Annotated in this window: 29 protein-coding genes and 1 tRNA gene; 14 read left to right on the forward strand and 16 right to left on the reverse strand. The window is 68.3% G+C overall.

Annotation, left to right across the window (positions count from 1 at the left end; translation table 11 throughout):
• The first annotated feature begins 114 nt into the window (after positions 1-114).
• The 4 genes from Q0053_RS04915 to Q0053_RS04930 all read left to right on the forward strand — a co-directional run bounded on the left by Q0053_RS04915 (position 115) and on the right by Q0053_RS04930 (position 2,871).
• A complete protein-coding gene (locus Q0053_RS04915) occupies positions 115-1,038 on the forward strand; it encodes a sulfite exporter TauE/SafE family protein (RefSeq protein ID WP_298096818.1) in 924 nt (307 codons plus the stop codon).
• Positions 1,039-1,048: 10 nt separating this feature from the next.
• Positions 1,049-1,858: a TIGR02186 family protein gene (locus tag Q0053_RS04920; protein ID WP_298096821.1), complete on the forward strand. Its 810-nt coding sequence runs from the start codon at positions 1,049-1,051 to the stop codon at positions 1,856-1,858.
• Positions 1,859-1,968: 110 nt separating this feature from the next.
• A complete protein-coding gene (locus Q0053_RS04925; protein ID WP_298096824.1) occupies positions 1,969-2,523 on the forward strand; it encodes a hypothetical protein in 555 nt (184 codons plus the stop codon).
• A gap of 138 nt (positions 2,524-2,661) precedes the next feature.
• The gene (locus tag Q0053_RS04930) at positions 2,662-2,871 is read left to right on the forward strand and encodes a hypothetical protein (protein ID WP_298096827.1); all 210 of its coding nucleotides are present in this window, start codon (positions 2,662-2,664) and stop codon (positions 2,869-2,871) included.
• Here the strand turns inward: Q0053_RS04930 and hisC are convergent, their stop codons facing one another.
• The 4 genes from hisC to Q0053_RS04950 are packed head-to-tail and all read right to left on the reverse strand — an operon-like array spanning position 2,872 to position 8,610.
• Complete coding sequence (hisC, locus tag Q0053_RS04935) at positions 2,872-3,978, reverse strand: histidinol-phosphate transaminase (RefSeq protein ID WP_298096830.1); 1,107 nt, start codon at positions 3,976-3,978, stop codon at positions 2,872-2,874.
• Positions 3,979-3,986: 8 nt separating this feature from the next.
• Positions 3,987-4,682: a hypothetical protein gene (locus Q0053_RS04940; protein WP_298096833.1), complete on the reverse strand. Its 696-nt coding sequence runs from the start codon at positions 4,680-4,682 to the stop codon at positions 3,987-3,989.
• Positions 4,682-5,722, reverse strand: coding sequence for a DUF2125 domain-containing protein (locus Q0053_RS04945; RefSeq protein ID WP_298096836.1), 1,041 nt, complete (start codon positions 5,720-5,722; stop codon positions 4,682-4,684). The genes Q0053_RS04940 and Q0053_RS04945 overlap by 1 nt, the downstream gene beginning before the upstream one ends.
• A gap of 11 nt (positions 5,723-5,733) precedes the next feature.
• Positions 5,734-8,610, reverse strand: coding sequence for an ATP-dependent DNA helicase (locus Q0053_RS04950; protein ID WP_298096839.1), 2,877 nt, complete (start codon positions 8,608-8,610; stop codon positions 5,734-5,736).
• A gap of 105 nt (positions 8,611-8,715) precedes the next feature.
• On the opposite strand from Q0053_RS04950, the gene Q0053_RS04955 reads away from it, so the two are divergent.
• From Q0053_RS04955 to pdeM, 5 genes are all read left to right on the forward strand, one after another.
• Entirely contained in the window at positions 8,716-8,967 is a 252-nt protein-coding gene (locus tag Q0053_RS04955; RefSeq protein WP_298096841.1) for a type II toxin-antitoxin system Phd/YefM family antitoxin, read from the forward strand.
• Positions 8,967-9,386 carry a type II toxin-antitoxin system VapC family toxin gene (locus Q0053_RS04960; protein WP_298096844.1) on the forward strand — a complete coding sequence of 140 codons (420 nt, stop codon included), beginning with the start codon at positions 8,967-8,969 and terminating at the stop codon, positions 9,384-9,386. Before Q0053_RS04955 ends, Q0053_RS04960 begins: the two co-directional genes overlap by 1 nt.
• A 29-nt stretch (positions 9,387-9,415) precedes the next feature.
• Positions 9,416-9,556: a hypothetical protein gene (locus Q0053_RS04965; protein ID WP_298096847.1), complete on the forward strand. Its 141-nt coding sequence runs from the start codon at positions 9,416-9,418 to the stop codon at positions 9,554-9,556.
• Positions 9,553-12,033: a ligase-associated DNA damage response DEXH box helicase gene (locus Q0053_RS04970; RefSeq protein ID WP_298096850.1), complete on the forward strand. Its 2,481-nt coding sequence runs from the start codon at positions 9,553-9,555 to the stop codon at positions 12,031-12,033. Before Q0053_RS04965 ends, Q0053_RS04970 begins: the two co-directional genes overlap by 4 nt.
• Positions 12,034-12,235: 202 nt before the next feature.
• Positions 12,236-12,967: a ligase-associated DNA damage response endonuclease PdeM gene (pdeM, locus tag Q0053_RS04975; RefSeq protein ID WP_298096853.1), complete on the forward strand. Its 732-nt coding sequence runs from the start codon at positions 12,236-12,238 to the stop codon at positions 12,965-12,967.
• Here pdeM and Q0053_RS04980 read toward each other — a convergent pair.
• The 5 genes from Q0053_RS04980 to Q0053_RS05000 are packed head-to-tail and all read right to left on the reverse strand — an operon-like array spanning position 12,964 to position 16,274.
• Positions 12,964-13,350, reverse strand: a complete 387-nt coding sequence (locus tag Q0053_RS04980; RefSeq protein WP_298096856.1) for a hypothetical protein — start codon at positions 13,348-13,350, stop codon at positions 12,964-12,966. The two genes, pdeM and Q0053_RS04980, sit on opposite strands and share 4 nt — an antisense overlap.
• Positions 13,347-14,054 (reverse strand): 1-acyl-sn-glycerol-3-phosphate acyltransferase, encoded by a 708-nt coding sequence (locus tag Q0053_RS04985; protein WP_298096859.1) that lies wholly within the window; start codon positions 14,052-14,054, stop codon positions 13,347-13,349. The genes Q0053_RS04980 and Q0053_RS04985 overlap by 4 nt, the downstream gene beginning before the upstream one ends.
• 1 nt (position 14,055) lies before the next feature.
• The gene (locus Q0053_RS04990) at positions 14,056-14,676 is read right to left on the reverse strand and encodes a YdcF family protein (RefSeq protein WP_298096862.1); all 621 of its coding nucleotides are present in this window, start codon (positions 14,674-14,676) and stop codon (positions 14,056-14,058) included.
• Between the two features lie 9 nt (positions 14,677-14,685).
• Complete coding sequence (locus Q0053_RS04995) at positions 14,686-15,567, reverse strand: ABC transporter permease (RefSeq protein WP_298096865.1); 882 nt, start codon at positions 15,565-15,567, stop codon at positions 14,686-14,688.
• Positions 15,564-16,274 carry a cell division ATP-binding protein FtsE gene (locus Q0053_RS05000; protein WP_298096868.1) on the reverse strand — a complete coding sequence of 237 codons (711 nt, stop codon included), beginning with the start codon at positions 16,272-16,274 and terminating at the stop codon, positions 15,564-15,566. Before Q0053_RS05000 ends, Q0053_RS04995 begins: the two co-directional genes overlap by 4 nt.
• A 66-nt stretch (positions 16,275-16,340) precedes the next feature.
• Here Q0053_RS05000 and Q0053_RS05005 point away from each other — a divergent pair, with 66 nt between their 5' ends.
• Both Q0053_RS05005 and Q0053_RS05010 read left to right on the forward strand, forming a co-directional pair.
• Positions 16,341-17,264 carry an MJ0042-type zinc finger domain-containing protein gene (locus tag Q0053_RS05005; protein WP_298096871.1) on the forward strand — a complete coding sequence of 308 codons (924 nt, stop codon included), beginning with the start codon at positions 16,341-16,343 and terminating at the stop codon, positions 17,262-17,264.
• A gap of 19 nt (positions 17,265-17,283) precedes the next feature.
• On the forward strand, positions 17,284-17,817 hold the full coding sequence (locus tag Q0053_RS05010) for a phosphoribosyltransferase (RefSeq protein WP_298096874.1): 534 nt from the start codon (positions 17,284-17,286) through the stop codon (positions 17,815-17,817).
• A 178-nt stretch (positions 17,818-17,995) separates the two neighbouring features.
• On the opposite strand, the gene Q0053_RS05015 is transcribed toward Q0053_RS05010, so the two are convergent.
• Positions 17,996-18,232 carry a hypothetical protein gene (locus tag Q0053_RS05015; RefSeq protein ID WP_298096877.1) on the reverse strand — a complete coding sequence of 79 codons (237 nt, stop codon included), beginning with the start codon at positions 18,230-18,232 and terminating at the stop codon, positions 17,996-17,998.
• Positions 18,233-18,242: 10 nt separating this feature from the next.
• Positions 18,243-19,610, reverse strand: a complete 1,368-nt coding sequence (gene argH / locus Q0053_RS05020) for an argininosuccinate lyase (protein WP_298096878.1) — start codon at positions 19,608-19,610, stop codon at positions 18,243-18,245.
• A gap of 61 nt (positions 19,611-19,671) precedes the next feature.
• On the opposite strand from argH, the gene Q0053_RS05025 reads away from it, so the two are divergent.
• Both Q0053_RS05025 and Q0053_RS05030 read left to right on the forward strand, forming a co-directional pair.
• The gene (locus Q0053_RS05025) at positions 19,672-20,295 is read left to right on the forward strand and encodes a TlpA disulfide reductase family protein (protein WP_298096881.1); all 624 of its coding nucleotides are present in this window, start codon (positions 19,672-19,674) and stop codon (positions 20,293-20,295) included.
• 265 nt (positions 20,296-20,560) lie between these two features.
• On the forward strand, positions 20,561-21,661 hold the full coding sequence (locus Q0053_RS05030; RefSeq protein WP_298096884.1) for a hypothetical protein: 1,101 nt from the start codon (positions 20,561-20,563) through the stop codon (positions 21,659-21,661).
• 140 nt (positions 21,662-21,801) lie between these two features.
• Here Q0053_RS05030 and Q0053_RS05035 read toward each other — a convergent pair whose 3' ends face one another.
• Together Q0053_RS05035 and Q0053_RS05040 are read right to left on the reverse strand one after the other, a co-directional pair.
• Positions 21,802-22,095, reverse strand: coding sequence for a hypothetical protein (locus Q0053_RS05035; RefSeq protein ID WP_298096886.1), 294 nt, complete (start codon positions 22,093-22,095; stop codon positions 21,802-21,804).
• 65 nt (positions 22,096-22,160) lie between these two features.
• Positions 22,161-22,237, reverse strand: a tRNA-Met gene (locus tag Q0053_RS05040).
• A 209-nt stretch (positions 22,238-22,446) separates the two neighbouring features.
• Here Q0053_RS05040 and Q0053_RS05045 point away from each other — a divergent pair.
• Positions 22,447-23,670, forward strand: a complete 1,224-nt coding sequence (locus tag Q0053_RS05045; RefSeq protein ID WP_298096888.1) for a PQQ-dependent sugar dehydrogenase — start codon at positions 22,447-22,449, stop codon at positions 23,668-23,670.
• Here the strand turns inward: Q0053_RS05045 and dapD are convergent, their stop codons facing one another.
• Genes dapD through argB form a run of 3 tightly spaced genes read right to left on the reverse strand, consistent with a single transcriptional unit; the run spans position 23,671 to position 26,110 of the window.
• Positions 23,671-24,528, reverse strand: a complete 858-nt coding sequence (dapD, locus tag Q0053_RS05050; RefSeq protein ID WP_298096891.1) for a 2,3,4,5-tetrahydropyridine-2,6-dicarboxylate N-succinyltransferase — start codon at positions 24,526-24,528, stop codon at positions 23,671-23,673. It lies immediately after the preceding gene.
• A complete protein-coding gene (locus Q0053_RS05055; RefSeq protein ID WP_298096894.1) occupies positions 24,525-25,187 on the reverse strand; it encodes a pyrimidine 5'-nucleotidase in 663 nt (220 codons plus the stop codon). Before Q0053_RS05055 ends, dapD begins: the two co-directional genes overlap by 4 nt.
• The gene (argB, locus tag Q0053_RS05060) at positions 25,184-26,110 is read right to left on the reverse strand and encodes an acetylglutamate kinase (RefSeq protein WP_298096897.1); all 927 of its coding nucleotides are present in this window, start codon (positions 26,108-26,110) and stop codon (positions 25,184-25,186) included. Before argB ends, Q0053_RS05055 begins: the two co-directional genes overlap by 4 nt.
• Positions 26,111-26,582: the final 472 nt, after the last annotated feature.

Genomic DNA, 26,582 nt, shown 5'->3' on the forward strand with positions numbered 1-26,582 from the left:
GCGAGCTTTTCTGGCGCATCGGGTGGCGGGAGCCGCCCGGTGGGTCTAGGACACCAGCAGTTCCGTCGTCGCCTTTCCGGCGCCTAGCCTCAGTTCCAGCCGAAGGCGCGTCCTTTGGATATCTATCTGCCGATCGCCGAGGTTTCGGTGAACTGGCCGCTCCTGGTTCTGCTGGGCGCGACGGTCGGATTCGTGTCCGGTCTGTTCGGCGTCGGCGGCGGCTTCCTGATGGCCCCGATCCTGATCTTTCTGGGCATTCCCCCGTCGGTAGCGGTGGCCAGCCAGGCCAGCCATGTGGTGGCCTCCTCGACCTCGGGCGTGATCGCCTACACCAGCCAGAAGGCGGTCGACTATCGCATCGGCGGAGTCATGGCGCTGGGCGGGGTCCTCGGGGCGTTGGCGGGCGTCGAGCTGTTCCGCTATCTGCGTCTGCTGGGTCAGGCGGACATGGTGGTGGCCCTGTCCTACCTGCTCTTCCTCGGCACCATCGGCACCCTGATGCTCTACGAGAGCCTCGGCCAGATCCTGCGCCGGGTGCGCGGCGAGGTCCTGCCGCATCGGGAGCGCCGCCGGCCGCTGTGGCTGTATGGCCTGCCGCTGAAGATGCGCTTCCCCCGCTCGGGTCTCTATATCAGCGCCATTCCACCCTTGGTGCTCGGCGGCTTCGCGGGCATCCTGTCGGCCATCATGGGCGTCGGCGGCGGCTTCATCCTCGTACCGGCCATGCTCTATGTGCTGCGCATGAAGGCCGGGGTGGTGGTGGGCACCAGCCTGTTTCAGATCATCATCGTCACCGCCGTGACCACCATCCTCCAGGCAGGACGCAACCAGACCGTCGACATTGTCCTGTCGACCCTCTTGCTGGTCGGCGGCGTGGTCGGGGCCCAGTACGGGGCGCGGCTGTCGGGACGGTTCCGGCCGGATGTGCTGCGGGCGCTGCTGGCCCTGATCGTCCTGCTGGTCGGCATCCAGATCGGGTTGGACCTGTTCGTGCGGCCGTCGGACCTGTTCGCCTTTGCGCCCGGAGTTCCCGAATGAAGGTGCCCGGGTGATACAGGTCCTTCCACCCCCGCCGCCGGCGATCGTCGCCCCTGCGCCGGAACGCTCGACCGGCACGATCGGCCAGGTCCGGGTCGCTGCCGCGATGACCGACGCGCGGGTCATGATCGACTCCCGGTTCAGCGGAGCCTCGATCGTCCTCTACGGGGCTGTCTTCAATCCGACGGACCGACCGGCCGATGTGGTGGTCGTGGTCCGCGGCCCGGACGGTCCCGTGCGTCTGGTCAAGAAGACCCGCAACATGGGCTTCTGGCTCAACAGCCGTCCGGTGCTGTTCGAGGGTGCGCCCGGCTTCTACATGACCGCCTCGACCCGGCCCCTGTCCGACATCGCCGACTTCGGCCAGTTGCGCCGTCTGGGCGTCGGCGTCGACCATCTGAGAATCGCCGCCCCGCAGGAAAGCCGCACCGTCACCCGCTATGGCGTGCGCGATGTGGTCGTCAGCCGGCTGGGTGAGGACTATCTCGACTATCGTCGCGCCGTGATCCGGCTGCGCGAGGCGGCGGCGCTCTACAATACCGATCCGGACGGGGTGGAGTTCGTCGATACCGGCCTGTTCCGGGCGGAGCTGGACCTGCCCGCCGTGGCCCCCACCGGCCAGTATTTCGCCGAGGTCTGGCTGTTCCAGGACGGCGAGCCGGTCTCCGTCTCCAACCTGACCATGACCGTCGAAAAGGTCGGCATAGAGCGCGACATCTATGAGTTCGCCCATCGGCGGCCTTGGAGCTACGGCGTGCTGACCGTGCTGCTGGCGGCCCTTATGGGATGGGCGGCGAGCCGGGTGTTCAGGCGGACGTGAGCGCATCCCCGGCGGGTATTGGTTTGCGCGCTTGACGCGAGCGGCGGGCCGGGGAAGGTTGCAGACCGACAGCGGATCAGCGTTCGCCGACCGAACCTTGGGGAAGTTTGATGAAATATCGCGTGGGTGTTCTTGGACTCGTGGGCTGCGCACTGGCCGCTTGCGGCTCTGATCCGGAGGCCCAGGCCGCAAGACGCGAGCACCAGCGCGCCGCGGTTGCTGAGGCGGGTGCCGGCGACGAGGTGCTGGCGGTCTGCGGTCCCTTTCTTCCCCGCGTGGGAACCAGCTCGGCGATCGCCTTGCCCGCGGGGGGAAAATTCATCGCTTTCATCGAGCGTGCAGACGAGACGCTGGTTGTCCGCGAGCCGTTCGCGATACCGTCCAATCCGCCAATCACCCAGGATCCGACCCTTGTCGCGGTCGATGCAGAAGGGCGTCCGATAACCGCCGGACCGACGGCCAGAAACGCCATCCTTCGTCGACGGACCATCACGCCGTGGAGTTCCAGCTTCAACGCCGGCCTCTGGCGCGCCGATGCCCAGGGCGGGCCTTCGGGCAATGATAGCGAGACCTACAACGTCTCGAAATCGTGGTCCGGCCACAAGGCGGAGGCTGTGGTCTCCATCAACGGCCAGGCCTCCGAGTTCACCGCTGACTGCAGCTAGGGACCCGAGCCGGCTCGCTTCCTCGCCGACATCCTGACGGCGGCGCCGGACAGTTGTGGTTGCTCGCGGGCTAACCACCTTGCCCAGGAACCGGACCGTCACCGCTACGCTAATGGTCAAGCATGGAGGGCTTTCACAATGCGCAGACTGTTCAGCACCGCCGCCCTGACCGCCGGCCTCTTCCTGGCCGCCGCCTCGTCCGCCCAGACGCCGTCGCCGGATCAGCGCAACGACTTCTGTTATCTGGAGTGCCAGTACCGCTGCTACATCATCTATCCCGGCGGCGGGCCGGCCTGGACGCGGTGCTACCTGCAATGCGCCGCCGAGCGATGCGGCTACGTCGGTTGACTACGCCTGGGCCGCGAACTCGCTGAGCGCGTCGATCACCGCCCGGTTCTGGTCTTCCGTGCCCACCGTGATCCGCAGGCAGTCGGGCAGGCCGTAGCCGCCGACGGGACGGACGATGATGCCCCTGGAGTTCAGATAGTCATTGGCCGCCGCGGCGTTGCGGGTCGCATCGGGGAAGCGGACGAGGACGAAGTTTCCGGCCGAGGGGAAGACGTCGAAGCCGAAGCCCTTGATGGCCTGGGTCAGGCGCGGCCGCCAGGCGTGGACGAGGTCGCGCGACGCCTTCTGGTGCGCCGCGTCGCCGAGGGCGGCGACGGCCGCCTCAATGCCGGGGACCGAGACGTTGAACGGCAGGCGGATGCGGTCGACCGCCTCGCAGACCGGCAGCGGCGCATAGCCGAAGCCGATCCGAAGGCCGCCGAGGCCGTGGATCTTGGAGAAGGTGCGGGTGACGATGATGTTGTCGCTGTTGCGGGCCAGCGGGAAGCTGGTCTCCCAGTCGGGCTCGGCGACGAATTCGGCATAGGCCTCGTCGATGACCAGCAGGATGTGCGGCGGCAGGGCCGCGTGCAGCCGGCGGATTTCCTCGGCCGTATTGTAGCTGCCGGTCGGGTTGGACGGGCTGGAGACATAGACGATCCGGGTGCGGTCATCGACCTCGGCCAGGATGGCCTCGGGCGTCAGCCGGAAGTCGGGCTCGGGGGCCAGTTTGACCGAGGCCTGGTTGGCCAAGGCGCTGATACGATAGGCCAGAAAGCCGTATTTGCCGCTGACGATATTGTCGCCGGCGGTCAGATAGGTCTGGTTCAGCAGGGCGAAGACCTCGTCCGAGCCATTGCCGAAGATCAGCCGCCCGGGCTCCAGTCCATGGTGTTCCGCCACGGCGTCGCGCAGCTTCATCGCCCGGCCGTCGGGGTACATGTGGATATTGCCGATGGCGGCGGCATAGGCCTCGCGCGCCTTCTGGCCCGCACCCAGGGCATTCTCGTTGGACGACAGCTTCATCGGCTCGGCCACGCCCTCGATGCGCGACTTGCCGCCGACATAGGGGGCGATGTCGAGGATGCCGGGCTTGGCCACGGGAGCGTTTTGCGGGGCGTCGGTCATGGGCGCTTTCAGAACTGGGGGGCGGCGCCGATGACGCCGGAGAGGCTGCCGGGCGCGGATGCAAGCCGTCCGTCCTCAGCCTGCACATAGCCCGCGAGCACGAACAGCTTCAAGCCGCCCGCCGCGATCAAGGGGCTGGCGACCAGGCCGGCGGCGCCCAGGGTCTCGACGATCCGGGCATCGGGAGCCTGGCTGTCGGTAGCCCAGAAGGTCCGGTCGTCGCCGGTCGGGCCGGGTTCGGCTCGTTGGATCATCAGGGCGCGGGGCAGGCCGTGGCGGTCATCGGGCAGGGCGGCGACGACGCGCAGCGCGGGCTCGGCCAGCAGCCGTCCCCACCAGGCCCTGCCCGGCGTCAGGTCCAGCAGGGCGCGTGAGCCATCGCGCACGGCGCCCAGGGCCTGCTCCGGCTCGGCGGCCATCCGGGCGGTCAGGCCGAAGCGATCGGCGGCGAGGGTCTGGCTGGTGGCTCCCCAGACAACCAGCGGCGCGCCGATCGCCGAATCGATACGCCCGAGAACCGCACGCACCCCGGCAGTCGCCGCGGGCGGCAGATCCTTCAGCAGGTCTCGCAGGGCGATGGCGTCGGCGTCCTGCGAGGGACGGGGGCCGGCGGTGATCCGCAGACGCACCGCCTCCGCCACTGCCCGATCGAGCGCCAGCCGTTCGGTGTCGGCCTGTGGTTCTTCCAGGGGTTTGGCGGGCATCAGAACAGCCGCGGCGCCGGGGCCAGAGGGAAGGGCCCCAGCCAGGTGCGGCCGTCGCGGAACTGGATCACCAGATCGACGGGCCGCTCGCCCGCCGCAGCTGTGGCGGCTACGGCACCTGCCGCGCCAAGGCGGTTGACCGCACCGGATTGCGCGCGGGCCAGGCCGGCGATGACGGCCACCGGTTTCTCGGCGGTCAAGGCGAGCGACCCTTGCAGCCGCCCGTCGGCCCGGGCCGAGAGGGTTTCGCTGGAAATCAGGGCGGTGCTGTCCCCGGCCTTCAACCGGCCCCGCACGGCGGTGAACCGTCCGCCCGCCGCGGTCCAGGCGGCGAAGACGCCCGCTGAATCCATGCCCTGCAGGCGGCTGGCCCCGACGATCGTGCCCTCGACATCGGCGCTGAGCCGGCCTTGTCCGGTCGCACTCTCGACCGGCCCGCCGGGCCGGCCGCGTGCGTCGACCAGGCGGAACAGCACATCCAGTTCGTCGGTCGAGGCGACGCCGTCGGTCAGATGCGGTCGGGTCTCCAGCTGGATCCGTTCGGCCGAGGCGATGGGAAAGGGCTCGGCCCCCTCAAGCGCGGTGAAGGTCGGGCGGATCATCTCGGTCCTGAGGTCGGGGAAGCGGTCGCGCAGATGGCTGATGCTGAAGCGCAGACCGTCGCCGGCGATCGCGATCCGGCCCTTGCTCACCCGGGTCAGGGTCAGGCCGTCGGGAGCGACGACGACCCAGTGGTCGGGGTTCCAGCTGCTGGCCTCGGCCACCAGTTCGGGGGCCGACACGCCGTGGCCGGAGGGGGCAAGGATATCGGCCTGCGGCATCGACACCCGGGTTCGGAAGGGCCAGCCGGTGATGCGCACGGGGGCATGGGTGATGGTCCAGCCGTCCTGTTTCAGGGTCTCGACCTGGGCCGTCAGCCGGGTCTCGACCTGTGCGGTCAGCCAGAACCACCAGCCGGTCCAGCCGGCCAGCAGCAGTCCGACGATCACGAAGGGCACGGCGAGGCCGCGGCGGGAGTGGCGGGGGGCGGTGTCGGTCATCGGGGCACCGTCTAGTCCGGCTTGAGGAAACCGCCAACCAGTTCCACCGCTTCGGCCAGCCCCATGCGCTGGACCTCGGTGCCGGGCGGCAGGCCGGCGAACAGCCGGGTCGGGGCGGCGGCATCGAGCATGACGAAGACGCCCTTGTCGTCGGCACGGCGGATCAGCCGGCCGAAGGCCTGGGCCATCTTCGCCCGGGCCAGGGCATCGTCGAAATTGCGCCCTCCGGAGCCTTCGCCGCCGAAACGCAGGCGGCGCGCCTTGTGCAACAGGTCCGGGCGCGGCCAGGGCACGCGGTCGAAGGCGAGGATGCGCAGGGATCGTCCCGGGACATCAACGCCGTCCCGCACCGCATCGGTGCCCAGCAGGCAGGAATCCTGTTCGGCCCGGAAGACATCGACCAGGGCACCGACTTCCAGTGGATCGATGTGCTGTGCGTAGAGGGGAAGACCTGCCCTGGCCAGGTCCGGACCAAGCCGCTCATAGACCGCCTTCAGCCGGCGGATGGCCGTGAACAGGCCGAGGCCCCCGCCGCCGGCGGCGAGGAACAGCTCGCGCATGGCCGCCGCAGTCTGGCGGGTGTCGTCCTTGACCAGATCGTTGACGACGATGACCCGGGCGTTGGCGGCATAGTCGAACGGGCTTTCGACCTTGAGGGTCCGGGCCGGCTCGATCAGCCGCGCCGAGCCGGTGCGCAGCCGGGCCATGTCGAAGGGATCGCCCCCGTTGTTTGGCGCATTCGGATCAGACAGGGTGGCGCTGGTGACCAGTACGCCATGGGCCGGCATGATCACCGCCGCCTCCAGCGGCACGGTCGGATCGATCCAGTGGCGGCGCAGGGCCACATCCATGATCCGGCCGAAGGCGGCCTCGGCTGACAGCCAGTCGAGGAAGTCGGGATCCGGCTCGTCCGAAGACACCTCCAGCGCCGCCAGCATGGAGCGCCAGCCGGGCAGGGTCATGCGGGCGCGGCGGTCGAGACCGCGCAGGGCCCCCTCGATCCGGGCACGTGACGCCCCGTCCAGATCGGCGGCCTCGTCGTCGAGGATGTCCTCCAGATGGCGGGACAGGGCCAGCAGCGGCGCCTCGACGGCGGCCAGGGCCTGGGCGGCCTCGCGGGCGGCCTCCAGCACCGGCTCGGTGACCGGGCGCAGGGCGCATTCCATGCCGAATTCGACACCGCTGCCCGACGCATTCTCCGACGTCCGGGCCCGGAGCTGCTCCAGCGCGGCGAGCAGGAAGCGTTCGATCGGCCCGACCGGATTGACCTCGCCCGAGGCCGGGGCGATGCGGCCGGACACGCCCTCGCCGGGCAGCTGGGCGGCGGCGCGAACGGCGTCCTGCAGCGCCTTGGTCGCCGCCGCGTTGTCGGCGCAGAGGTCGCCGAGCCGCTGTTCCAGCCCGCGCCCACGCCGGCCGCGACCCTCGGGCCCGCGTAGCCAGCGCCGCAGCTCGGCGGCCTCCTGACCGGACAGGCAGGCCGAGAAGGCGCTGTCTGCGGCGTCGAACAGATGGTGGCCCTCGTCGAAGACGATCCGCTTCAGGGCCGCTGTCTCGCCGTCCTGTTTCAGGCCGCGCGCCGACCGGGCCCCGTCGAAGGCGGCCTGGGTCATGACGAGGGCGTGGTTGGCGACGACGAGGTCCGCGCGGCGGCTGGCGCGGATGGTCTTTTCGACGAAACAGGTGCGGTAGTGGGGGCAGGCGGCGTGGACGCATTCGCCGCGCCGGTCGACGAGGTTGGCCGCGCTGGCCTGATGGCTCGGCCCCGTGGCGAACAGGCCCGGCAACCAGCCTGGATAGTCGCCGCCGGTCATGTCGCCGTCGCGGCTGTGCATGGCCCAGCGGCTGACGAGGGCCATGCCGATCAGATCGCCGTTCCCCAGCTGGGCGGCCTGGACCATGTCCTGCAGGTTCAGCAGGCAGAGGTAGTTTTCGCGGCCCTTGCGGACCACGGTCTTCTTCCTGCGCTCGACGGGGTCGGGCCAGAGGGCGGCGCTCTCGCGGTCGATCTGGCGCTGCAGGGCGCGGGTGTAGGTCGAGACCCAGGCCGCCCCCTGATTGCGCTCGGCCCACAGGCTGGCGGGGGCGAGGTAGCCCAGGGTCTTGCCGGTGCCGGTGCCGGCCTCGGCCAGCAGGACGCGCGGGCGGCCCTCCTCGTTGCGCGGCGAGAAGGCATAGGCGGCCTCGGCGGCATAGTCGGACTGGGTCGGCCGGGTCTCGTCGAGCCCGGACGCCTGAAGCAGTTTCTCCAGCCGGATGCGGGCGCTCTCGCTGTCGACCGGGGCCGAGCCCGCCTCGCCACGCGGGGCCTCGTCCTCCCACTCTGGCAGGCGCGACCAGACGTCGAGGCCGCTGCCGCGATGGTTGCGGTCGCGAACGGGTTGATGCTGCAGGGCCCCCGTGACCCGCCAGGCCCATGCCCAGCCGGCCCGCCCGAGGGTTTCGGCCAGGGTGAAGGCGGCCTCGCGGTCGGGATAGGCCGGGTCGGCCAGTTCGCGCAGCAGGCCGTCGGCGGCGCGGCGCAGGGCCTCCGCCTGGGCCTCTGCCCCCCGGGGCTCGCTCATCCCCATGGCCAGGGCCAGACCGCTGGGTGAGGGTGCGCAGAAGCGGGCGGGCCGAACGAAGGCGAACAGCTCCAGTACATCCAGCAGCTCGGCCGAGCGCGGCGGCGGGACGATGCCGAGGCGGCGCGCGGTCAGGCTGGCGTGGGCGACCATGACCGGGGCGGTGGTGAAGGCCCCCTCCGCCGCGCCGCGTCCGATCCTGCGCGCACCTTCGCCATCGCAGATCGCCCCCGCGCCCGGCGGAATGGCGAGCGCCGGCGGCAGGGCCAGCCATGGCTCGGCGCCGGTGAGGGCGGAGACGGAGGTGAGGGAGTCGGTGGACACCCCGAAACATAGCAACTAGCCATGTGAAACGGAACGGGAACATTTCCTTGACGCGAGCGTGAACGCAAGATATGGCTATATACTATAGCCATATAGGAGATCGTCGTGGTTTGGAGTGTCGCCAAAGCCAAGGACAACCTCTCAGAGGTCATCCGCCGGTCGCGGACGGAAGGGCCGCAGGAAATCTCCTTGCATGGCGAAGCGGCGGCCGTGGTGCTGTCCGCCGAAGACTTTCGACGGCTGAAGGATCCCCGCGCCTCGCGGGACTTTAAAGACTGGCTGCTGAACGGCCCGTCACTCGAAGGCGTGGATCTGGAACGTGACCGCCGTCCCGCTCGTGAGATCGACCCGTTCTGATGTTCTTGCTGGACACCAACGCCATCAGCGAGCCGAAGCGCGCGCGACCGGACCCAGGGATGATCGGCTGGCTGAATGAACAGCTGCTGTCGGACCTGCACATCAGCGTCATCACGGTCGGTGAACTTCGACGCGGTATCGTCCGACTCGAGCCGGGACGACGACGCGACGATCTCGATTTCTGGCTCGCCGATCTGATCCTTCGGTATGGCGAGCGAATCCTGTCGGTCGATCTGGAGGTCACGGAACGCTGGGCTTCCCTGGCGGAGATCAACCGGGCGGCGGGCCGCGTCTCCGAAATGACTGATGAGTTGATCGCGGCTACCGCCCACGTTCACGGGCTTGCCGTCGTTACCCGCAATGTCCGGCATTTCGAGCACAGCGGGTGTCGGGTGCTGTCGCCGTGGGGCGAGCCGTGAAGCGGCGTCCCGCTCACCGGGCGATTGGCTTGGGCGTCGCACTGATCCTGGGCGCTGTCTTCGTCTGGTGGTACTTCTTCAGCGAGTTCATGGCCATCGACCGCTGTCTCGACGCTGGCGGTCGCTGGGCCGACGGCGGATATTGCGAAGGCGCGCGGGTCGGCGAGTGACGCAGCTGCCCCCCTTGTTCGCCGACTGGTTCGCGCGGCGCGGCTGGTCGCCGCGACGGCATCAGCTGGAGATGATCGCGGCGGCCCAGACCGGGTCGCACGCCCTGCTGGTCGCCCCGACCGGGGGCGGCAAGACGCTGGCGGGCTTCCTGCCGTCGCTGGTGGAGCTGGCCGAGCGCGGGCCGCGGCCGGCGTTCGGGCCGGGGTCGGGGGTGCACACCCTGTACCTGTCGCCGCTGAAGGCCCTGACCACCGACGTCGAGCGCAATCTGATGACACCGATCCGCGAGATCGGGCTGAACATCCATGTCGAGAGCCGGACCGGCGACACCAAACAGTCCAAGAAGCAGCGGCAGCGCGAGTTTCCGCCGGACATCCTGCTGACCACGCCGGAGCAGTTGGCCCTGTTCTGCGCCTGGGACGGTGCGCGCGACTATTTCGCGGACCTGAAACGCGTCGTGCTGGATGAGGTGCATGCGATCTGGAGCGGCAAGCGGGGCGACCTCCTGTCGCTCGGCCTGGGGCGGCTGCAACAGTTCGCGCCGGACATGCGGCGGGTGGCGCTGAGCGCGACGGTGGACGATCCGGAGATGATCGCGGACTGGCTGAGGCCCGGCGTGGAGGCCCCCGTCACCATCGTCCGTGGAGACCCCGGCGCGCCGCCGGTGGTCGATGTCCTGGTCTCCGAAGGCAAGGTGCCGTGGGCCGGCCATACCGGCCAGCACGCCATCCCGGAGGTCTATGAGGCGCTGAAGCGCTCGGGCATGACCCTGATCTTCGTCAACACGCGCTGGCAGGCGGAGTTCGTCTTCCAGTCGCTGTGGGCGATCAATGAGGACGACCTGCCGATCGCCCTGCACCACGGCTCGCTGGCGGCCGAGCAGCGGCGCAAGGTCGAGGCGGCGATGGCGCGGGGGGAGCTGCGGGCGGTGGTCTGCACCTCGACGCTCGACCTCGGCATCGACTGGGGCGACGTCGATCTGGTGATCCAGCTCGCGGCTCCCAAAGGGGCGAGCCGGCTGGTGCAGCGGATCGGCCGCGCCAACCACAGGCTGGACGAGCCGTCGCGGGCCCTGATGGTGCCCGCCAGCCGGTTCGAAATGCTGGAATGCCAGGCCGCGCGCGAGGCCGTGGCCGAAAACGCCTTTGACTGGGAGCCGGTGCATACCGGCACGCTCGACACCCTCGCCCAGCACGTCATGGGCTGCGCCTGTTCCGAACCGTTCGCGCTGGATGCTCTGTACACGGAGGTAACCGGCTGCGGGCCCTATCGCGGCCTGACGTATGAGCAGTTCGAGGAGGTGGTCGATCTTGTCGCCACCGGCGGCTATGCCCTGCGCACCTATGAGCGGTTTGCGCGGATCGTCCGGACGCAGGACGGTAAATGGAAGGTCCGCAACGCCCAGACGGCCCAGCGCCACCGGATGAATGTCGGGACCATCGTGGCGGCCGCGACCCTGAATGTGCGCATCGCCTCGCGGCGTGGCGGCGCCTCGAAACAGCTGATCGGCGGCCGCAAGGTCGGGGAGGCGGAAGAGAACTATTTCGAACAGATGTCGCCCGGCGACACCTTCGTCTTCGCCGGTCAGGTCTGGGCCTTCCAGGGCATCAGCGGCATGGACGCGCTCGTCACCCATGCGCAGGACAAGGACCCCAAGATCCCGTCGTGGGGCGGCAACAAATTCCCGATGTCGACGTCGCTCGCCAGCCGGGTGCGGGCCATGATCCAGGACCGCGATCACTGGCGCATCCTGCCGCCCGACGTGCAGGAATGGCTGGAGCTGCAGGAGGCGCGGTCGATGATCCCGGATGCGGAGACCCTGCTGGTCGAGACCTTCCCGCGCGGCTCGCGCCATTTCCTCGTCGCCTATCCGTTCGAGGGCGGCCTGGCGCATGCGACACTGTGCATGCTGCTGACGCGCCGGCTGGACCGGCTCGGCGTCGGGCCGCTGGGCTTCGTCTGCACCGACTATTCCCTGGCCATCTGGTCGATCAAGCCGATGGATGGCCTCGATCTCGGCGCCCTGTTCGAGCCCGACATGCTGGGCGACGATCTGGAAAGCTGGCTGGCCGAGAGCTTCATGATGAAGCGCACCTTCCGGAATTGCGCCCTGATCTCGGGGCTGATCGAGAGACGCCAGCCGGGCAATGAGAAGACCGGGCGGCAGGTGACCTTTTCGACGGACCTGATCTACGACGTGTTGCGCCGCCACCAGCCCGACCACCTGCTGCTCAAGACCGCCCGCGCGGATGCCGCCGCGGGCCTGCTGGACGTGGCGCGGCTGGGCCAGTTGCTTGAGCGGATCCGGGGTCAGATCCGGCATGTGCCGCTGGAGCGACCGTCGCCGTTCTGCGTGCCGGTTCTGGTCCAGATCGGGCGCGAACGGGTCGGCGGCGTGCAGGCCGCGGAGATGATCCTCGACGCCTCGGCCTATGGGTTCGACGAGGAGACCCTGATCGCCGAGGTGATGGCGTGAAGGCCCGTCCACAGCCCCCTCTCCCGCTGGGAGAGGGCTTGAGCCTCCGGGAGCGATGCGATCGGCAAGGCGAAAGGGTGAGGGCCGGGTCCAAGGGTCGGCGCAAGCCGCACCCCGAACCCTGCGACGGCTTACGCCGACGGACGCAGCCGACCCTCATCCGACCGCTTCGCGGCCACCTTCTCCCAATGGGAGAAGGACGATGAATGCGGCCCTGAAGAACCTCCTCTCTCCCGCCCGTTGCCCCAGCGGCGGCCTGCGCGTGCATATCGAGGGCGAGCCCTGTGTGCTGCGTTGCTCGGGCGCCCTGTGGGTGCTGAACCACCGCACCCTGATCGCCGCCGACCTGCATCTGGAGAAGGGCTCGGCCTTCGCCGCCCGCGGTCAGATGCTGCCGCCCTATGACAGCCGGGCGACGCTGGACCGGCTGGAGGCCGAAATCGACGCTCTGCAGCCCGCGGCGGTGGTCCTGCTGGGCGACAGTTTCCACGATGCGAAGTCGGTGGGCCGGATGGCGGCGGACGATAAGGCCCGGCTGGACCGGCTGGCGGCGGGCCGCGACTGGATCTGGCTGGAGGGCAACCACGACATCGCGGCCCTGGCCGGGGCCATGGACGATCTGGTCGGGGAGGTGGTGGAGACGATGGCGCTCGGCTCCCTGCGCCTGATCCACGAGCCCCAGCCTGGCGAGCAGCCGGGCGAGATCGCCGGCCACCTGCACCCGGCGGCGCGGGTTGCGGCGCATGGGCGGGGCGTGCGGCGGCCGTGTTTCGTGACGGACGGACGGAGGGCGGTGCTGCCGGCCTTCGGGGCCTTCACGGGCGGGCTGGATGTCAGGGATCCGGCGATCGCGGGGCTGTTCGGAGAGCCGCCTATGGCTGCGGCGCTGGGGCGGGATCGGGTGCATGCATTGGCGTGGGAGGCGCTGCGCTAGACCTCCGCGGATTTTTGCCCGCGCGATCCCAAGGTCAGCCCAAAGGCCAAGGCCAAACCGACACTCCAGATCAAGCCGAGCCACAGCGACAACGCCCGCGCGGCGTCAACGCTGTTCTGCGTCTGACATATGTGAGGGTAGGTGCAGAGGGCGAGGTTAATCAGCGGCGGGGTGAAGGCCAAAACCAGCAACAGGCCTGCACCAGTGGCAGACAGTGCCACGGTGGCCCCGACGCGCAGACGCCACGTGACGATGCAACCCGCTCCACTGATGAAAAAATAGCCCAAGCTGATTTGATAGGGCGTCATGGCACCCACCAACAACGCGAGCGCGATGAGGACCGCCAACGTCCCTTGAGCAGAACGCCACATCAGCAGTTTCACTGAGTCAGCAGCGCGTTCGACGCGCCCTCAAGCCGCTCCTCCAGCGTCGCCATGAACGCGTCCCGCTTCAGCCCCGCCGGGATCGACGGCAGGAACTCATAGACGATCGTCCCCGGATACCGGCGGAAGCCGTGGGCGGGCCAGTGGACGCCCGAGTTGGTCGCCATCGGGGTGCAGGGGCAGTCGAGGTCGCGGTACAGTGCCGCGATGCCTGGCTTGTAGTCGGGCGCAGCACCGACGGGCGCGCGGGTGCCCTCCGGGAAGATCAGCATCTGCCGCCCCTCAGCGAACCGGGCCCGCGCCTGCCGGACCATGTCCTTCAGCGCCTTGGAATGGGCCGAGCGGTCGACCGCGATCATCTTCGTCTTGACCGCAAACCAGCCGAAGAAGGGCAGAGGCGCCAGTTCCTTCTTCATGATGAAACAGTTGTCGGGCAGGACCGCGAAGGGGGCGATGACGTCGAGCATCGACTGGTGCTTGCCGGCGATCAGGCAGGCGCCGACCGGCATATGCTCCACGCCCCGGAACTCCACCCTGACCCCGCCGATCCAGCGCAGGCCGAACAGGGTGAATTTCGACCAGTTGCGGATGACCCACATGGCCTGGCGGTAGGGCATCAGCAGGGCCGGCGACAGACCGACGGCGAACAGGACCATAGACAGATAGAGCCAGGCCACAAAGGCCAGCGACCGGAGCCATGTCACGTCAGGCGGCCTTCTCTGCCACGGGTTCGTCCGTAGTCGGACGATCAATGCCGCCGACCATGGCGCGGGCCAGGGCGGCGAGGTATTTCATGTATTCCAGGGTCATCCGCCGGGCTGTGACGGCGGCCTTCCACCAGCGGGAATTGTCCAGCGAGGGCGTCTCGACGGCATAGGGGGTCAGTTCGATCCCCGGGGCCGCCGCGCGGATCTCGGTCAGGGCGCGCGGCATGTGATAGTCCGAGGTCACCACGATCAGGCTGTCATAGTTCTTGGCCTCGGCCCAGGCGGCGATCTCCTGGGCGTTGCCGATGGTGTCCTCGGCCTCGAACCCCAGGTCGACGCAGCAGTTGAACAGGCGGTTGGAGCCGGGGGTCAGGGCGCGCAGCTCCTGGCGGCGGACCTCGCGGTTCACGCCCGAGATCAGCACCCGCTTGCCCTTGCCCTGCTCGAGCAGGCGGATGGAGGCATTGACCCGCTCGGCCGAGGGGCCGGTCAGGGCCACGATGGCGTCGGCGCGGGCCGGCTCGGGTGCGGGGGTGAATCCCCGCACGCGATCGGCGAAGGCGAACAGGCCGATCGTCCAGATCAGCACCAGAGTGGCGATGAAGGTCAGAAACTTCATGTCCTGGACCTAGTGACCCCGCTTGAGCCGCGCCAGAGCGGTGGCTCGCGCGACGACAACCGCCACCGTAGCCGCGAGCAGCGGACATGGCGAGAGGATCAGGAGGTCGCTCCAGGCCAGCGGCAGGGCAGGGGTCACACCTTCCGCCCCGCCGAGAAAGCGCAGGGCCGCTAACAGCCCCATGGCGACGACGGCACCGACCGCCCCCGCCCCGGCGGCCAGCAGGCCATAGCGGGCCTGGAACAGACCGGCGATGGCGGCATCCGAGGCGCCGTTCAGGCTCAGGGTGTCCACTACGGTCGACTGCGCGGCCATGCCAGCCCGGGTGGCGTAGGCGACAGCGGCTCCGGCCGCCCCGGCGGTCAGCAGGAAGGCCGCGGCGGCCAGAAGGGTGATCAATCCCGCTGAACGCTCGACCTCGCTGCGCCAAAGGCTGTGGTCGTCGACCGTAGCGTCGAGCCCGGCCTCGGCCATGGCCCGGCCCAGGGTGACGGCACTGGCGGGCGCGGCCGGATCCAGCCGGACGGTGACCAGATAGGGGATGGGCAGGTCGGGCAGGACGGCGTCTCCGACCCAGGGCCGTAGCAGGGCCTCGGCGGTCTGGCGGTCCATGGCCTCCGCTTCATCGACGCCCTCAACCCCGGCCAGGGTCTGGGCGGCCCGGGCGGCGGCCTCGGCACCGGTCTCGCCGACGCGCGGCCGTACCTGCACGGTCGCCTCGGACCTCAGCGCGCGGGCCCAGCCCTGGGCGGCCCGGTCCGCCGAAACGGCCCCGACGGCAGCCAGACAGGCCAGAAAGCACAGGACGGCGATGAGCCCCGCCAGCCAGGCCTCGCCCCCTGCGTCGCGCGGGAGCAGAGGCGCGCGCATGTTGAACAGGCGGCGGATCATGACCCGCCACCCGTCAGCTGCCCACCTTCGAGTCTCAGGACGTTCGCGCCGGATCGTCGGGCCAGGGCCTCGTCATGGCTGGCGATCAGCACCGTAGTCCCGAGCCGGTTCAGGGACTGGAACAGTTTCAGCAGCCGTTCGGCCATCACCGCATCGACGCTGCCGGTCGGCTCATCGGCAAGGATCAGGTCGGGTTTGGTGATCACGGCGCGGGCGATGGCCAGCCGCTGCTTCTCGCCGCCCGAGAACGACGGCGGCCGGTCGTCCATCCGGTCGCCCAGCCCGACCCAGTCGAGCATTTCCTCGACGTCGCCGGCATGGTCGGCCTGTTTCCCGCCCGCCAGTCTGAGAGGCAGGGCGACATTGTCGAAGGCCGACAGGTGGTCCAGCAGGCGGAAGTCCTGGAAAACCACCCCCATCCGTCGACGGAAGGCGGGCAGGGCGCGGCGCGGAACCATGGTGGCGTCCTCGCCGAACAGATGCAGGGTTCCGGTCAGCGGGTGCTCGGCGAGGGTCAGCAGCTTCAGCAGGGTCGACTTGCCCGCCCCGGACGGCCCGGTAAGGAAGTGGAAAGAGCCGGCAGGCAAGATGAGGTTAACGTCCTGCAACGTGCGGTGCGTCGCCGCATAGCCAAAGCCCACGCCAGACAGGCGGACGGTGGCGGTCGCGGAGTCGGATTGATAGGCGCGGCGGGGCTGGACGGACATGAATTTCGGATCAGGACGCGGCCAGGCCGCGACGGGAGGGGGCGAAGAGCCTCTCAGTCGGCGCACATGATACTGACCTGCCCGTCCTGCGCCACCAGCTATTTCACCCCGGATGAGGCAATCGGGGCCAGCGGCCGGACCGTGCGCTGCAAATCGTGCCGCCACACCTGGCGGGCCATGCTCGATGAACCGCTGGAACTGTCCCACGCCCCGGTACCCGGCGAGACCGTCAGTTTCAGCCAGCACGACGAGTCCGAGCCCGAATCACTGGCCGAGACGCCGGCTCCCGAACTGCCCAAGGCCTTCCGCGCCCGGGCCGAACAGCAGCGCCGCCTGCGTCGCGCGGCGACCCATGGCGTGGTCTGGGCCGGCATCGCTTCCGGATTCGCCGCCCTGCTCGGCTCCGCCTGGCTGTTCCGCGTCGAGGTGGTCGAGATGGCCCCCCGCGCGGCTGCCGCCTATGCCGCCATCGGCCTGACCGTGAACCCGACCGGACTGGATTTCGAAGCGGTCAGCGCCAGACCTGTGCCGTCCGACCCGGGCAAGGTGCTGGTCTCGGGTGCCCTCCGGAATGTCCGTGACAATGAGCGGATCGCGCCGCCGGTCCGCGTCGCCCTGCTGGACTCCCACGGTGCCGAGATCGGCCACGCCATCGTCCGCATCGATGCCGCCCCGGTGCTGCCCGGCAAGGTCCAGGGTTTCGCCGTGGTGATTCCCGATCCCGGCGCGCGCGGTCAGGGCGTCGGTGTTGCCTTTGTTCTGGACGAAGACCGGGACAAGGCGGCCCCGCATCCGGCCCCTGTCCATGCCGACACCCGCCGTCCCCCGGCGGCTCCGGCTCATGCTGCCGCCCATGAAGCCAAGGCACCCGCGCCCTCGCCGGCGTCAGCCGACGGTGCCGACGGTGGGTTGCGCCCCGCCCTGACTCCGGCCCCGCCGCCGGAGATGCATCCCATCGACGCCGTGCCGGTGGTGGACACCCACCGGTAAGGAGCGGTATCCGCCTCGCATGGCTGATACCCCCCCAAAGCCCACCGTCCTGCTGCCCGAAGCCGAGGTCCAGCGCATCGTCGCCGATCTGGCCGCGCAGATCGCTCCGGTGATCGACGATGAGACCGTGGCGGCCGTGCTTCTGACCGGCGGCCTGTGGTTCGCGGCCGACCTGACCCGCGCCCTGTCGCGGATCGGACGCAATGTCCGTTTCGACGCCCTGTGGCTGGCGTCCTATGGCGACGGGACCGAAAGCCGGGGCCGGATCGATGTCTATGCCGATTTCCAGCGCTCGATCGAGGGCCGGCGGGTCCTGATCGTCGATGATGTCTTCGACACCGGCCTTTCACTGGCCGAGGCCGTGCGGATCGCCCGGGAAAAGGGTGCTGCGGAAGTCCTCACCGTCGTCTTCGCCAAGAAGCCCTGGCCCCTGCCGCGCGCGCCCGAGCCCGACTTCGTCGGCTGGGAGGCACCGAACCGGTTCCTGGTGGGCTATGGACTGGATCACGCGGGCACGCTGCGCGGACTGCCGGATGTGTGCGCGCTGGACTGAGGGGTTCGGGGGTTGGTAGCAGGCTGCCAGTCGGCGCGATTTGCGCCGCCACCGGCTCCCGCTTCCGCACCTCATCCCGTGACGGACGCACCCTGACCACCGCCCCGGCATGCGGCCCCTGCGGCGCGCCTGGGACTGAAGCGCGCCGTCGATCCGGTCGAATGGGTGCGAGGAAACCCTAGCCGGGGTTGGCGCCCGACCCGCCGTAGGGGCTCGAGCTGGGGCCGCCGTCGATCGGCATCTGGCTGGGCGGGCGGTTGACCGTGGCAGGCTCGGGCAGGTTGGGGGCCCGCCCGTCGCGCATGCCGCGCTCGGTCTGTTTGGCCGGCGGGGCCTCGAGGTCGGCGATACGCCCGCAGCCGGCGGCGGAGACGGCGATCAGGGCCACGACGCCCGCAAATACGATCTTCTTCATCCCAAACCCCTTACGCGAGACGCGTCTTCCACTCGACGATGCGCGCGCGGACCTGTTCCGGCGCCGTGCCACCAAAGCTCTGGCGACTGGCACAGGAAGCCTCAGGGGTGAGCACCTTGTAAACCGCTTCCGTCACGCCCGCCTCAAGCGATTGCAGTTCGGCCAGCGGCAGTTGCGACAAATCCACGCCCAGGGCCTCGGCCCGTTTGACTGCCGCGCCCGTGACATGGTGCGCCTTGCGGAACGGCAGGTTGAGCTCGCGCACCAGCCAGTCAGCCAGGTCAGTGGCGGTGGAGAAGCCCGAGCCTGCCGCTTGCCGCATCCGCTCCGTGTTCGGCTGCAGGGCCGAGACCATGGCCGTCATGGCCCCCAGCGCCAGGGTCAGGGCGTCAAACGCCTCGAACACCGGCGGCTTGTCCTCCTGCATGTCCTTGGAATAGGCCAGCGGCAGGCCTTTCATCACCGTCGACAGGGCGACCAGCGAGCCCATGATCCGACCGGTCTTGGCCCGCACCAGTTCGGCGGCGTCGGGGTTGCGCTTCTGCGGCATGATCGAACTGCCGGTGGTCAGGTCGTCGGGCAGGGTCACAAAGCCGAACTGCGGCGTCATCCAGATGACGATCTCCTCGGCCAGACGCGACAGGTGCCCGGCGCAGATCGAGGCGGCGGCCAGGCTTTCCAGTGCAAAGTCGCGGTCCGAGACGGCGTCCAGCGAATTGCCCATCGGCCGGTCGAAGCCCAGTTCCGCGGCCGTCATGTGCCGGTCGATGGGGAAGGGCGAACCGGCCAGGGCGGCGGCGCCCAGCGGATTCTCGTTCATCCGCGCGCGGGCGTCGGCGAAGCGGGCCGCGTCTCGGCCGAACATCTCGACATAGGCCATCAGATGGTGGCCGAAGGTCACCGGCTGGGCCGGCTGCAGATGGGTGAAGCCCGGCATCAGGTCGCCGGCGTGCTGTTCCGCCCGGACCAGCAGGGCGGCTTGCAGACCCTTCAGTTGTTCGACGGCGGCGTCGCAGGCGCCCCGGACCCAGAGGCGGAAATCGGTGGCTACCTGGTCATTGCGGCTGCGCGCCGTGTGCAGCCGACCCGAGGGCTCGCCGATCAGTTCGGCCAGCCGCGCCTCCACATTCATGTGGATGTCTTCGAACTGGTCGCGGAACGGGAAGGACCCGTCGCGGATCTCGGCCTCGATGGCGTCCAGCCCGCCCAGGATGGCCTCGGCGTCGGCTCCGGTGATGATCTTCTGTGCCGCCAGCATGCGGCAATGCGCCCGCGAGCCGGCCAGGTCCTGGGCCCACAGACGCCGGTCCACGCCGATGGAGACGTTGATCGCCTGCATGATGTCGGCCGGTCGCGCCGAGAAACGTCCGCCCCACATGTCTTGACCTTCCGCGTTCGGAGAAGGCTTAACTGACGCTGGCGACGGGGAAGGCTTTGTCATGAAGGGCTCGAAGGCAGCGGGGATTGCAATTGCGGGCGGACTCTTGGCCGGCGCTCTGATCGGCGGTGGGCTGGTATACGTCAATCGCGACGCCTTCTTCAAAGCCGCAACGCCGGAACCGGCGGCCAAAAGCGAACTGGCGCGTTTCGCCACGGGGTCGCTGACCCGGCTGGAGACGCTCGAGGCCACCCCGATGGCCCCGGACTATGTGTTCAAGACCCGGGACGGTGCGGATGCGAGGTTCGCGGATTTCCGCGGTAAGGTTGTGGTGGTCAACCTCTGGGCCATGTGGTGTGCGCCTTGCCGCACGGAGATGCCGACTCTCGCCCGGCTGGACGAGGCCTATCCCGACAGCGAGCTGATGGTCCTGCCGATCAATGTCGACGCCACGCCCGACGGTCTGACCGACGCGCGTAGTTTTATCGACGTGCACGAACCCCTGCCGCTCTACAGCGACATGAAATTCCAGCTGCCGTTCGAACTGCCGGGCGAGGGCAAGATGCCCCAGACGGTGCTGCTGGACCGCAAAGGCCGCATCCGCGCCTCCTTCTCCGGCGAGGCAGACTGGGCCAGCCCCGAAGCCCGCGCCCTCGTGGATGCGCTGCTGGCGGAACCGGCGTAACGCCCGGACACGCCGCACATCAGCTTCCTGTAACTTTACGTTATGTAGCCTTGCTTGCGGCTACCTGCCAAAAAGTCCAGGACGCCGAAAGAATTTGTAGAAGGGTACAGTGATACGACGAACGGCGTTCGGCCTCTTTTGGTGAGGCGAAAATTTCTCACCAAACGTGTGTAGGAGGCTGCGACGAATCTGCCTCAACGAGGCATACTGGCAATTCAGGTGCGCGAATGCGGGAATTCTGTGTCCTCGCGGCAAGGGGGGTACGTTGGCAGACCGATCATTCCGCAGTCTCGAGAATCTTGAGCGGACGGCGTCGACAGCGCGGGTCCTGAACCTCCTGAAAGTCTCCCGGGAGCATGAGGGCGATTGGGACTGGAAAGAAAAGCCGCTTTTCCAGACGCCCGAGCTGAACCGATGTTTGCTGATCAAGCACAGGCTAAGGAGCAACGAATACGATCGTTTCCCGGACGATCGTCAGGTTGCGCTCAAAATTGTCATACCGATCGATCGCCGTGACCTTAAAACTGGTGGTCGATACATATTTGTCGGACAGGTAAACTACGAGAAGGCCATTCTCGAAGCTTTTGGCATTGGCCTCGAACATCCAGACTGCATGATTCTGGATGTCATGGATCGGACGCCGTCGCTGGATCCGTTTTTGCTGAGAGAACAACTCTCCCGCGTGGGCGTTGAACCTGCTGACTGTTACTTCTCGCTCAGTGAATCTGATTTCAAAAGCATGCTGGAATTCGTGCGGGCCGAAATCACGCCGCTGGTAAAGATGAGTATGAGCACAGGTGCCACGGGCGTTCGCTCGATCGAGCGAATGGCATCAAAAATCCTGTCCAACGTGCCCGGCGAGGACACAAATATTCTTGGAACAACGCTTCGTATGAGTGCCAGTGAATATCACGAAGGCGTTTTTTGCTGGAAGGGGTTCCTGTATTATAAGTGGTCCCTCGGTGTTCTGATGAAGGATGTCGTCGCAGTATCGGCAAAGCTTGATTCAATAAAACCGAAGGGTGCTGTCGACACAATTTCCAAAACGTACATTAATAGAAGTCGCAAAACTGTGCGTGACAGAATTGTGCGAACCTGCAAGGAAGTAAAAGGTACGCTTCAAATATATGATACGGCCTATTCTGCCCTGACCCAAGAAGGCAAGCCGATGGCCTTCCGTGAATTTTTGCTCAAGGCGCCATCGCTGTTTACACGACTCGGCGAGCAGGTCGGCGCACTTCAGCATATTGTCAGCTTCACGAATTACCGATTTGGCCCCCGGCGAGGCTATATTGGAAGCGAGGAGCTGATGGATATCCTGATCGATTTTGAGCTCAGTCTTCGCGACCGTGTCGACGTTGACTGAGCCGGGCGTCCTGTTCGCCGGCCCCGGCCGAGCCTCTACCGGGCCCGGAGATGGCGCCGCGCGCTGCCAGAGCGGCGTGAGGGCCGGCCCCGAAGTGCGGGCCCTCGGGAACATCCTGCCCGCTGAACCAGCCTGACCGGCTAGTTGCCCTTTTCCTCGGCCTCGCCTTCGGCATTCATGGCCGCCGCATCGGCCGCCAGCTCGTCTGTGGCCTGATCGACGTCGCGAACGGCCTGGCCGGCGACGGCCGTAATCGCCGAACCGACCTGGGCGGCCTCTTCCCTGAGGGCCGCCTTGACCTCGCCCGCTGCCTCCTCAGCCTCGGTCTGGGCCTCTGCGACCTCTGTTTCAGCGTCTTCTGCCGCCGGGCTGCAGGCGACGGTGCCCAGGCCCAGGGTGGCCAGGGCGGCGAGGGTCAGGAAACGCTTGATCATCGGAGGCCTCTCGAAAAACGCCAGTGTGACCCGGGATGACGCTTTGCAGAAGGGGGGTGCGACGATGGTGGCTGGAGGCGGGCTCGAACCGCCGACCTGTGGGTTATGAATCCACCGCTCTAACCAGCTGAGCTACCCAGCCCCGTTTGACGATCGTGTCGCTCGAGTCCCGGCGGGAACTGGTCTGTCCGCCGGAAGAGCGGTGCCTATATAGGCGGGTGCCGGTGGTTTCAAGCCGCCTTCACGCCGTCGCGGGGCCGGGACCTTGCGTCGCATAAGGGTGACGTGGCGGGGCGGGAACGGCTAGGCTGGCGCGACTGTTCGCTTCGCATCCGATTCAAGGGGTTTCCCATGCGCCTGCTCGCCCTCGCCGTCACTGTCTCCGCCGTGACCCTGGCCGCCGCCTGTGGTGCCAACGGGCAGGACGCGGTCCGGCCCGGGGATCCGGTCGAGACCCGCGCGGCCAATGCGCCGGACCAGCAGCCCGCCTTTGCCGGCCAGACCCGCGCGCCCGGTGTTCGCACCGGGGTAACCATGGCGCACTCGGTGGTGGCCTCGGGGCTGGAGGAGCCGTGGGGCCTGGCGCTGCTGCCCGACGGCCGCTGGCTGGTGACCGAGCGGCCCGGCCGCCTGCGGATCATCACCGCCGCCGGCGCGGTCAGCGAGCCGGTCGCCGGCCTGCCGGCTGTCGATGCCCAGGGGCAGGGCGGCCTGCTGGACGTCGTGACCGGCCCGACCTTCGCCGACGACCGAATGATCTACTGGAGCTATGCCGAGCCCCGCGAGGGCGGCAACGGCACCGCCGTGGCGCGCGGCCGCCTGTCGGACGACGGGTCGCGGGTCGAGGGCGTACAGGTCATCTTCCGCGCCATGCCGACCTATGCGGGCCGGCTGCACTATGGCTCGTCCCTGGCCTTTGCGCGTGACGGCAAGCTGTTCATCACCCTCGGCGAGCGGTCCGATGCGCCGATGCGTCCCCAGGCCCAGGACCTGGCCTCGCACATGGGCAAGACCATCCGCATCAATGCCGACGGCACGGTCCCGTCCGACAACCCCTTCGTCGGCCGCGCCGGGGCCCTGCCCGAGATCTGGTCGCTGGGTCACCGCAATGCGCAGGGGATCGCCATCGCGGCGAACGGCGATGTCTGGACCGTCGAGCACGGCACGCGCGGCGGCGATGAGGTCAATCTGGACCGGGCCGGCCTGAACTACGGCTGGCCGGAGGTGACCTACGGGATCGAGTATCGCGGTGTCCCGATCAATGAAGGGATCACGGCCCGTGAAGGCACCGAACAGCCCGCCTACTACTGGGACCCCTCGATCGCCCCCGGCGGCATGACCGTCTATGACGGGGCCATGTTCCCCGGCTGGCGCGGCAATCTGCTGGTCGCCGTGCTCAAGGACAAACACATCGCCCGGCTGGTGGTCGAGGGCGGCCGCATCATCGGCGAGGAGCGGCTGATGACCGACCTCGGCGAACGGATTCGCGACGTGGCCGTGGCGGCCGACGGTGCAGTGTGGGTGGTAACCGACGAGACCAACGGCAAGCTGGTGCGGCTGGCGGCGGCGAACTGATCAGTCCCGCAGCAGCTCGTTCACACCCGTCTTCGCCCGCGTCTGGGCATCCACCCGTTTGACGATGACGGCGCAGTAGAGCGACGGCCCGCCGTTCGGGTCGGGCAGGCTGCCCGGCACGACCACGGAATACGCCGGCACCTCGCCGCGGAAGACTTCGCCGGTGGCGCGGTCGATGATCTTGGTCGAGGCCGACAGATAGACGCCCATGGCCAGGACAGCGCCCTCGCGGACGATGACGCCCTCGGCCACCTCGGCGCGGGCCCCGATGAAACAGCCGTCCTCGATAATGGTCGGATTGGCCTGCAACGGCTCCAGCACCCCGCCGATGCCGGCGCCGCCCGACAGGTGGACGTTCTTGCCGATCTGGGCGCAGGAACCGACCGTGGCCCAGGCGTCGACCATGGAGCCTTCATCGACGAAGGCCCCGATGTTCACGAAACTGGGCATCAGCACGACGTTGCGGCCGATGAAGGCCCCGCGCCGCACGATCGAACCCGGCACGGAGCGGAAACCCGCCTCCTGATAGTGGGCCGCGGTCCAGTCGCCGAATTTGTTGGGCACCTTGTCCCACCAGGGGCCGACGCCGGGGGCGTGGCTGGCTGGGCCGCGGTCGCCGCCGCGCAGGATCTCATTGTCATTGAGCCGGAAGGACAGCAGCACCGCCTTCTTCAGCCATTGATGGGTGGTCCAGACCCCGTCGGCCCCGCGCGAGGCGACCCGCGCCTGGCCCGAGTCCAGCAGGGCCACGGCCTGGTCGACGGCCTTGCGGACCTCGCCGTGGGTGGCGGCCGAGACGTGGGCGCGGTCTTCCCACGCCGTCTCGATGACGGATTCCAGATGCGCGAGGTCGGTCATGCGGCGGCGTCCTTGAAGGTCAGGTCGGTCAGGAAATCCAGAAGATCGGGGGCGATATGGTCGATGTGGTCGCCCAGCGGCTTGCCGTGGCCGTCGCCAATCAGGACGGTGGTCATGCCCAGCGCCTTGGCCGGCTCCAGATTGCGCGGCGTGTCCTCGAAGAAGGCGGCCCGGTGCGGGTCGAAGCCGTAGCGTTCGATGAAATGCCGGAAGGTCGAGGGCGCGGGCTTGGGCGTCAGGTCAGCGTCCTCGATGGTGAAGACGCCGTCGAAACAGGCCGTGACCCCGAGGCGGTCCAGCACCCGGTCCGCATAGTCGCGCGCGCCGTTGGTGAAGACGAAGCGGCGGCCGGGCAGGCGCATCAGCTGTTCGACGAGGCGGGGGGCGGGCTCCAGCGAATCCATCGGCACGTCGTGGACATCATGCAGGAAATGCGCGGGATCGATCGTGTAGTTGGCCATCAGGCCGGCCAGGGTCGTGCCGTGTTCGTCGAGGAACTGGCGCTGGAGCAAGCGGGCGGCGACGGGATCCAGCCCCACCGCCTCGACGACATAGGCATTGATCCGTGCCTGGACCAGCTGCATCAGCCCCTGCTCTCGCGGGTACAGGGTGTCGTCCATGTCGAACACCCAGGTGGAGACGTGCGACAGGTCGATCAAGACGCCTTCACCAGGGTGCCGGCCCCATGTTCAGTGAACAGCTCGACCAGCATGGCATGGGGGCGGCGGCCATCGAGAATGACCACGGCCTCCACCCCGTCGCGCACGGCGGCGATGGCGGTCTGCAGCTTGGGGATCATGCCGCCGGTGGCGATACCGTCCTCGATCAGTTTCGCGGCCTCACTGACGGTCATCTGACGAATGATCTCACCGTCTGCGCCCTTGACGCCTGGTACGTCGGTCAAGAGCAGCATGCGTTTGGCGTCCAGCGCCCCGGCGATGGCACCGGCGACCGTGTCGGCATTCACATTGTAGGTCTGGCCTTCCTCGGTCACGCCGATCGGCGCGATGACCGGCACCCAGTCGGCGTCGGATTCCAGCAGGCGTCGGATCAATTTGGGATCGACCCGGGTCGGCTCGCCGACAAAGCCGAGATCGACCTCATGCTCGATCATGCTGTCGGGATCGCGCTTGGTCCGTTTGGTTTTTTCCACGGTCAGGAGCCCGGCGTCCTTGCCTGACAGGCCGACGCCGCGCACGTCGGCTTCCTTGCCCGCCATGGTAATCCAGTGGGCGATCTCCTTGTTGACCGCGCCCGACAGGACCATTTCGGCGACCTGCATGGTGTCGGCGTCGGTGACCCTCAGACCGTCGACAAAGGCCGACCTGACCCCGGCCTTGTCCAGCATGGCACTGATCTGCGGCCCGCCGCCGTGGACGACGACCGGATTGACGCCCATCAACTTCAGCAGCACCACATCGGCGGCAAACTGACGCGCCACGGCGCTCTCGCCCATGGCGTGGCCGCCGTATTTGATGACCACCGTCTTGCGGTCATAGATCTGGATATAGGGCAGGGCCTCGGCGAGTGTCTTCGCCGTGTCCCAGCCACGATCCCCGGATTGGCGCTCGGTCTCGTCCATGATGAGCAGGCTCCTAAAGCGAGGCCCGGCCCCTGTCACCCTGAAACCGGCCGCGGAGGCCCCGGCATTCCGCGAGACGATTCCTCCGGATCTGAGGCGCTGGCCCGCCTGCGGGGCGCAAAATCGGACCGGAATTCCCGCCCTGCGACAACTAAAGGGCCGGTCTGTAGCGCAGCAGCCACGCTTGCGAACCTTCGCGCCCCACCATCTCGACCTCGGACCGTCAGGCTGTTATGTGACCTCAGCGGCGGCCTCTACGCCGTCACAAATTTCATTTGGGCTGCGGAGGGCATCCACCCATGCGCGTTAAAACTTTCATTCTGGCCACCAGCGCAGCGGGGGCTCTCGCCCTGTCAGCCGGCGTTGCCAACGCCGAGCCGAACGGCTGGTACGGCGCGATTGATGCGGGCTACCACACGATCGGCACCATCGAGGCTGACGGCCAGCGTGGCCCGCAGTTCGATATCGAATC

It is taken from the genome of Brevundimonas sp., from assembly GCF_027487935.1.
Taxonomy (GTDB): Bacteria; Pseudomonadota; Alphaproteobacteria; order Caulobacterales; family Caulobacteraceae; genus Brevundimonas.

Coding starts and splice junctions, on each gene's coding strand:
- Q0053_RS05015 (WP_298096877.1), bottom strand. CDS start 18,232: ATGAAGAAGATCGTATTTGCGGGCGTCGTGGCCCTGATCGCCGTCTCC.
- Q0053_RS05000 (WP_298096868.1), bottom strand. CDS start 16,274: ATGTCCGTCCAGCCCCGCCGCGCCTATCAATCCGACTCCGCGACCGCC.
- Q0053_RS04930 (WP_298096827.1), top strand. CDS start 2,662: ATGCGCAGACTGTTCAGCACCGCCGCCCTGACCGCCGGCCTCTTCCTG.
- Q0053_RS04960 (WP_298096844.1), top strand. CDS start 8,967: ATGTTCTTGCTGGACACCAACGCCATCAGCGAGCCGAAGCGCGCGCGA.
- Q0053_RS05025 (WP_298096881.1), top strand. CDS start 19,672: ATGAAGGGCTCGAAGGCAGCGGGGATTGCAATTGCGGGCGGACTCTTG.
- Q0053_RS05045 (WP_298096888.1), top strand. CDS start 22,447: ATGCGCCTGCTCGCCCTCGCCGTCACTGTCTCCGCCGTGACCCTGGCC.
- Q0053_RS04990 (WP_298096862.1), bottom strand. CDS start 14,676: ATGAAGTTTCTGACCTTCATCGCCACTCTGGTGCTGATCTGGACGATC.
- argB (WP_298096897.1), bottom strand. CDS start 26,110: ATGGACGAGACCGAGCGCCAATCCGGGGATCGTGGCTGGGACACGGCG.
- Q0053_RS04925 (WP_298096824.1), top strand. CDS start 1,969: ATGAAATATCGCGTGGGTGTTCTTGGACTCGTGGGCTGCGCACTGGCC.
- dapD (WP_298096891.1), bottom strand. CDS start 24,528: ATGACCGACCTCGCGCATCTGGAATCCGTCATCGAGACGGCGTGGGAA.
- Q0053_RS05005 (WP_298096871.1), top strand. CDS start 16,341: ATGATACTGACCTGCCCGTCCTGCGCCACCAGCTATTTCACCCCGGAT.
- Q0053_RS04995 (WP_298096865.1), bottom strand. CDS start 15,567: ATGATCCGCCGCCTGTTCAACATGCGCGCGCCTCTGCTCCCGCGCGAC.
- Q0053_RS04945 (WP_298096836.1), bottom strand. CDS start 5,722: ATGACCGACACCGCCCCCCGCCACTCCCGCCGCGGCCTCGCCGTGCCC.
- pdeM (WP_298096853.1), top strand. CDS start 12,236: ATGAATGCGGCCCTGAAGAACCTCCTCTCTCCCGCCCGTTGCCCCAGC.
- argH (WP_298096878.1), bottom strand. CDS start 19,610: ATGTGGGGCGGACGTTTCTCGGCGCGACCGGCCGACATCATGCAGGCG.
- Q0053_RS04940 (WP_298096833.1), bottom strand. CDS start 4,682: ATGCCCGCCAAACCCCTGGAAGAACCACAGGCCGACACCGAACGGCTG.
- hisC (WP_298096830.1), bottom strand. CDS start 3,978: ATGACCGACGCCCCGCAAAACGCTCCCGTGGCCAAGCCCGGCATCCTC.
- Q0053_RS05035 (WP_298096886.1), bottom strand. CDS start 22,095: ATGATCAAGCGTTTCCTGACCCTCGCCGCCCTGGCCACCCTGGGCCTG.
- Q0053_RS05010 (WP_298096874.1), top strand. CDS start 17,284: ATGGCTGATACCCCCCCAAAGCCCACCGTCCTGCTGCCCGAAGCCGAG.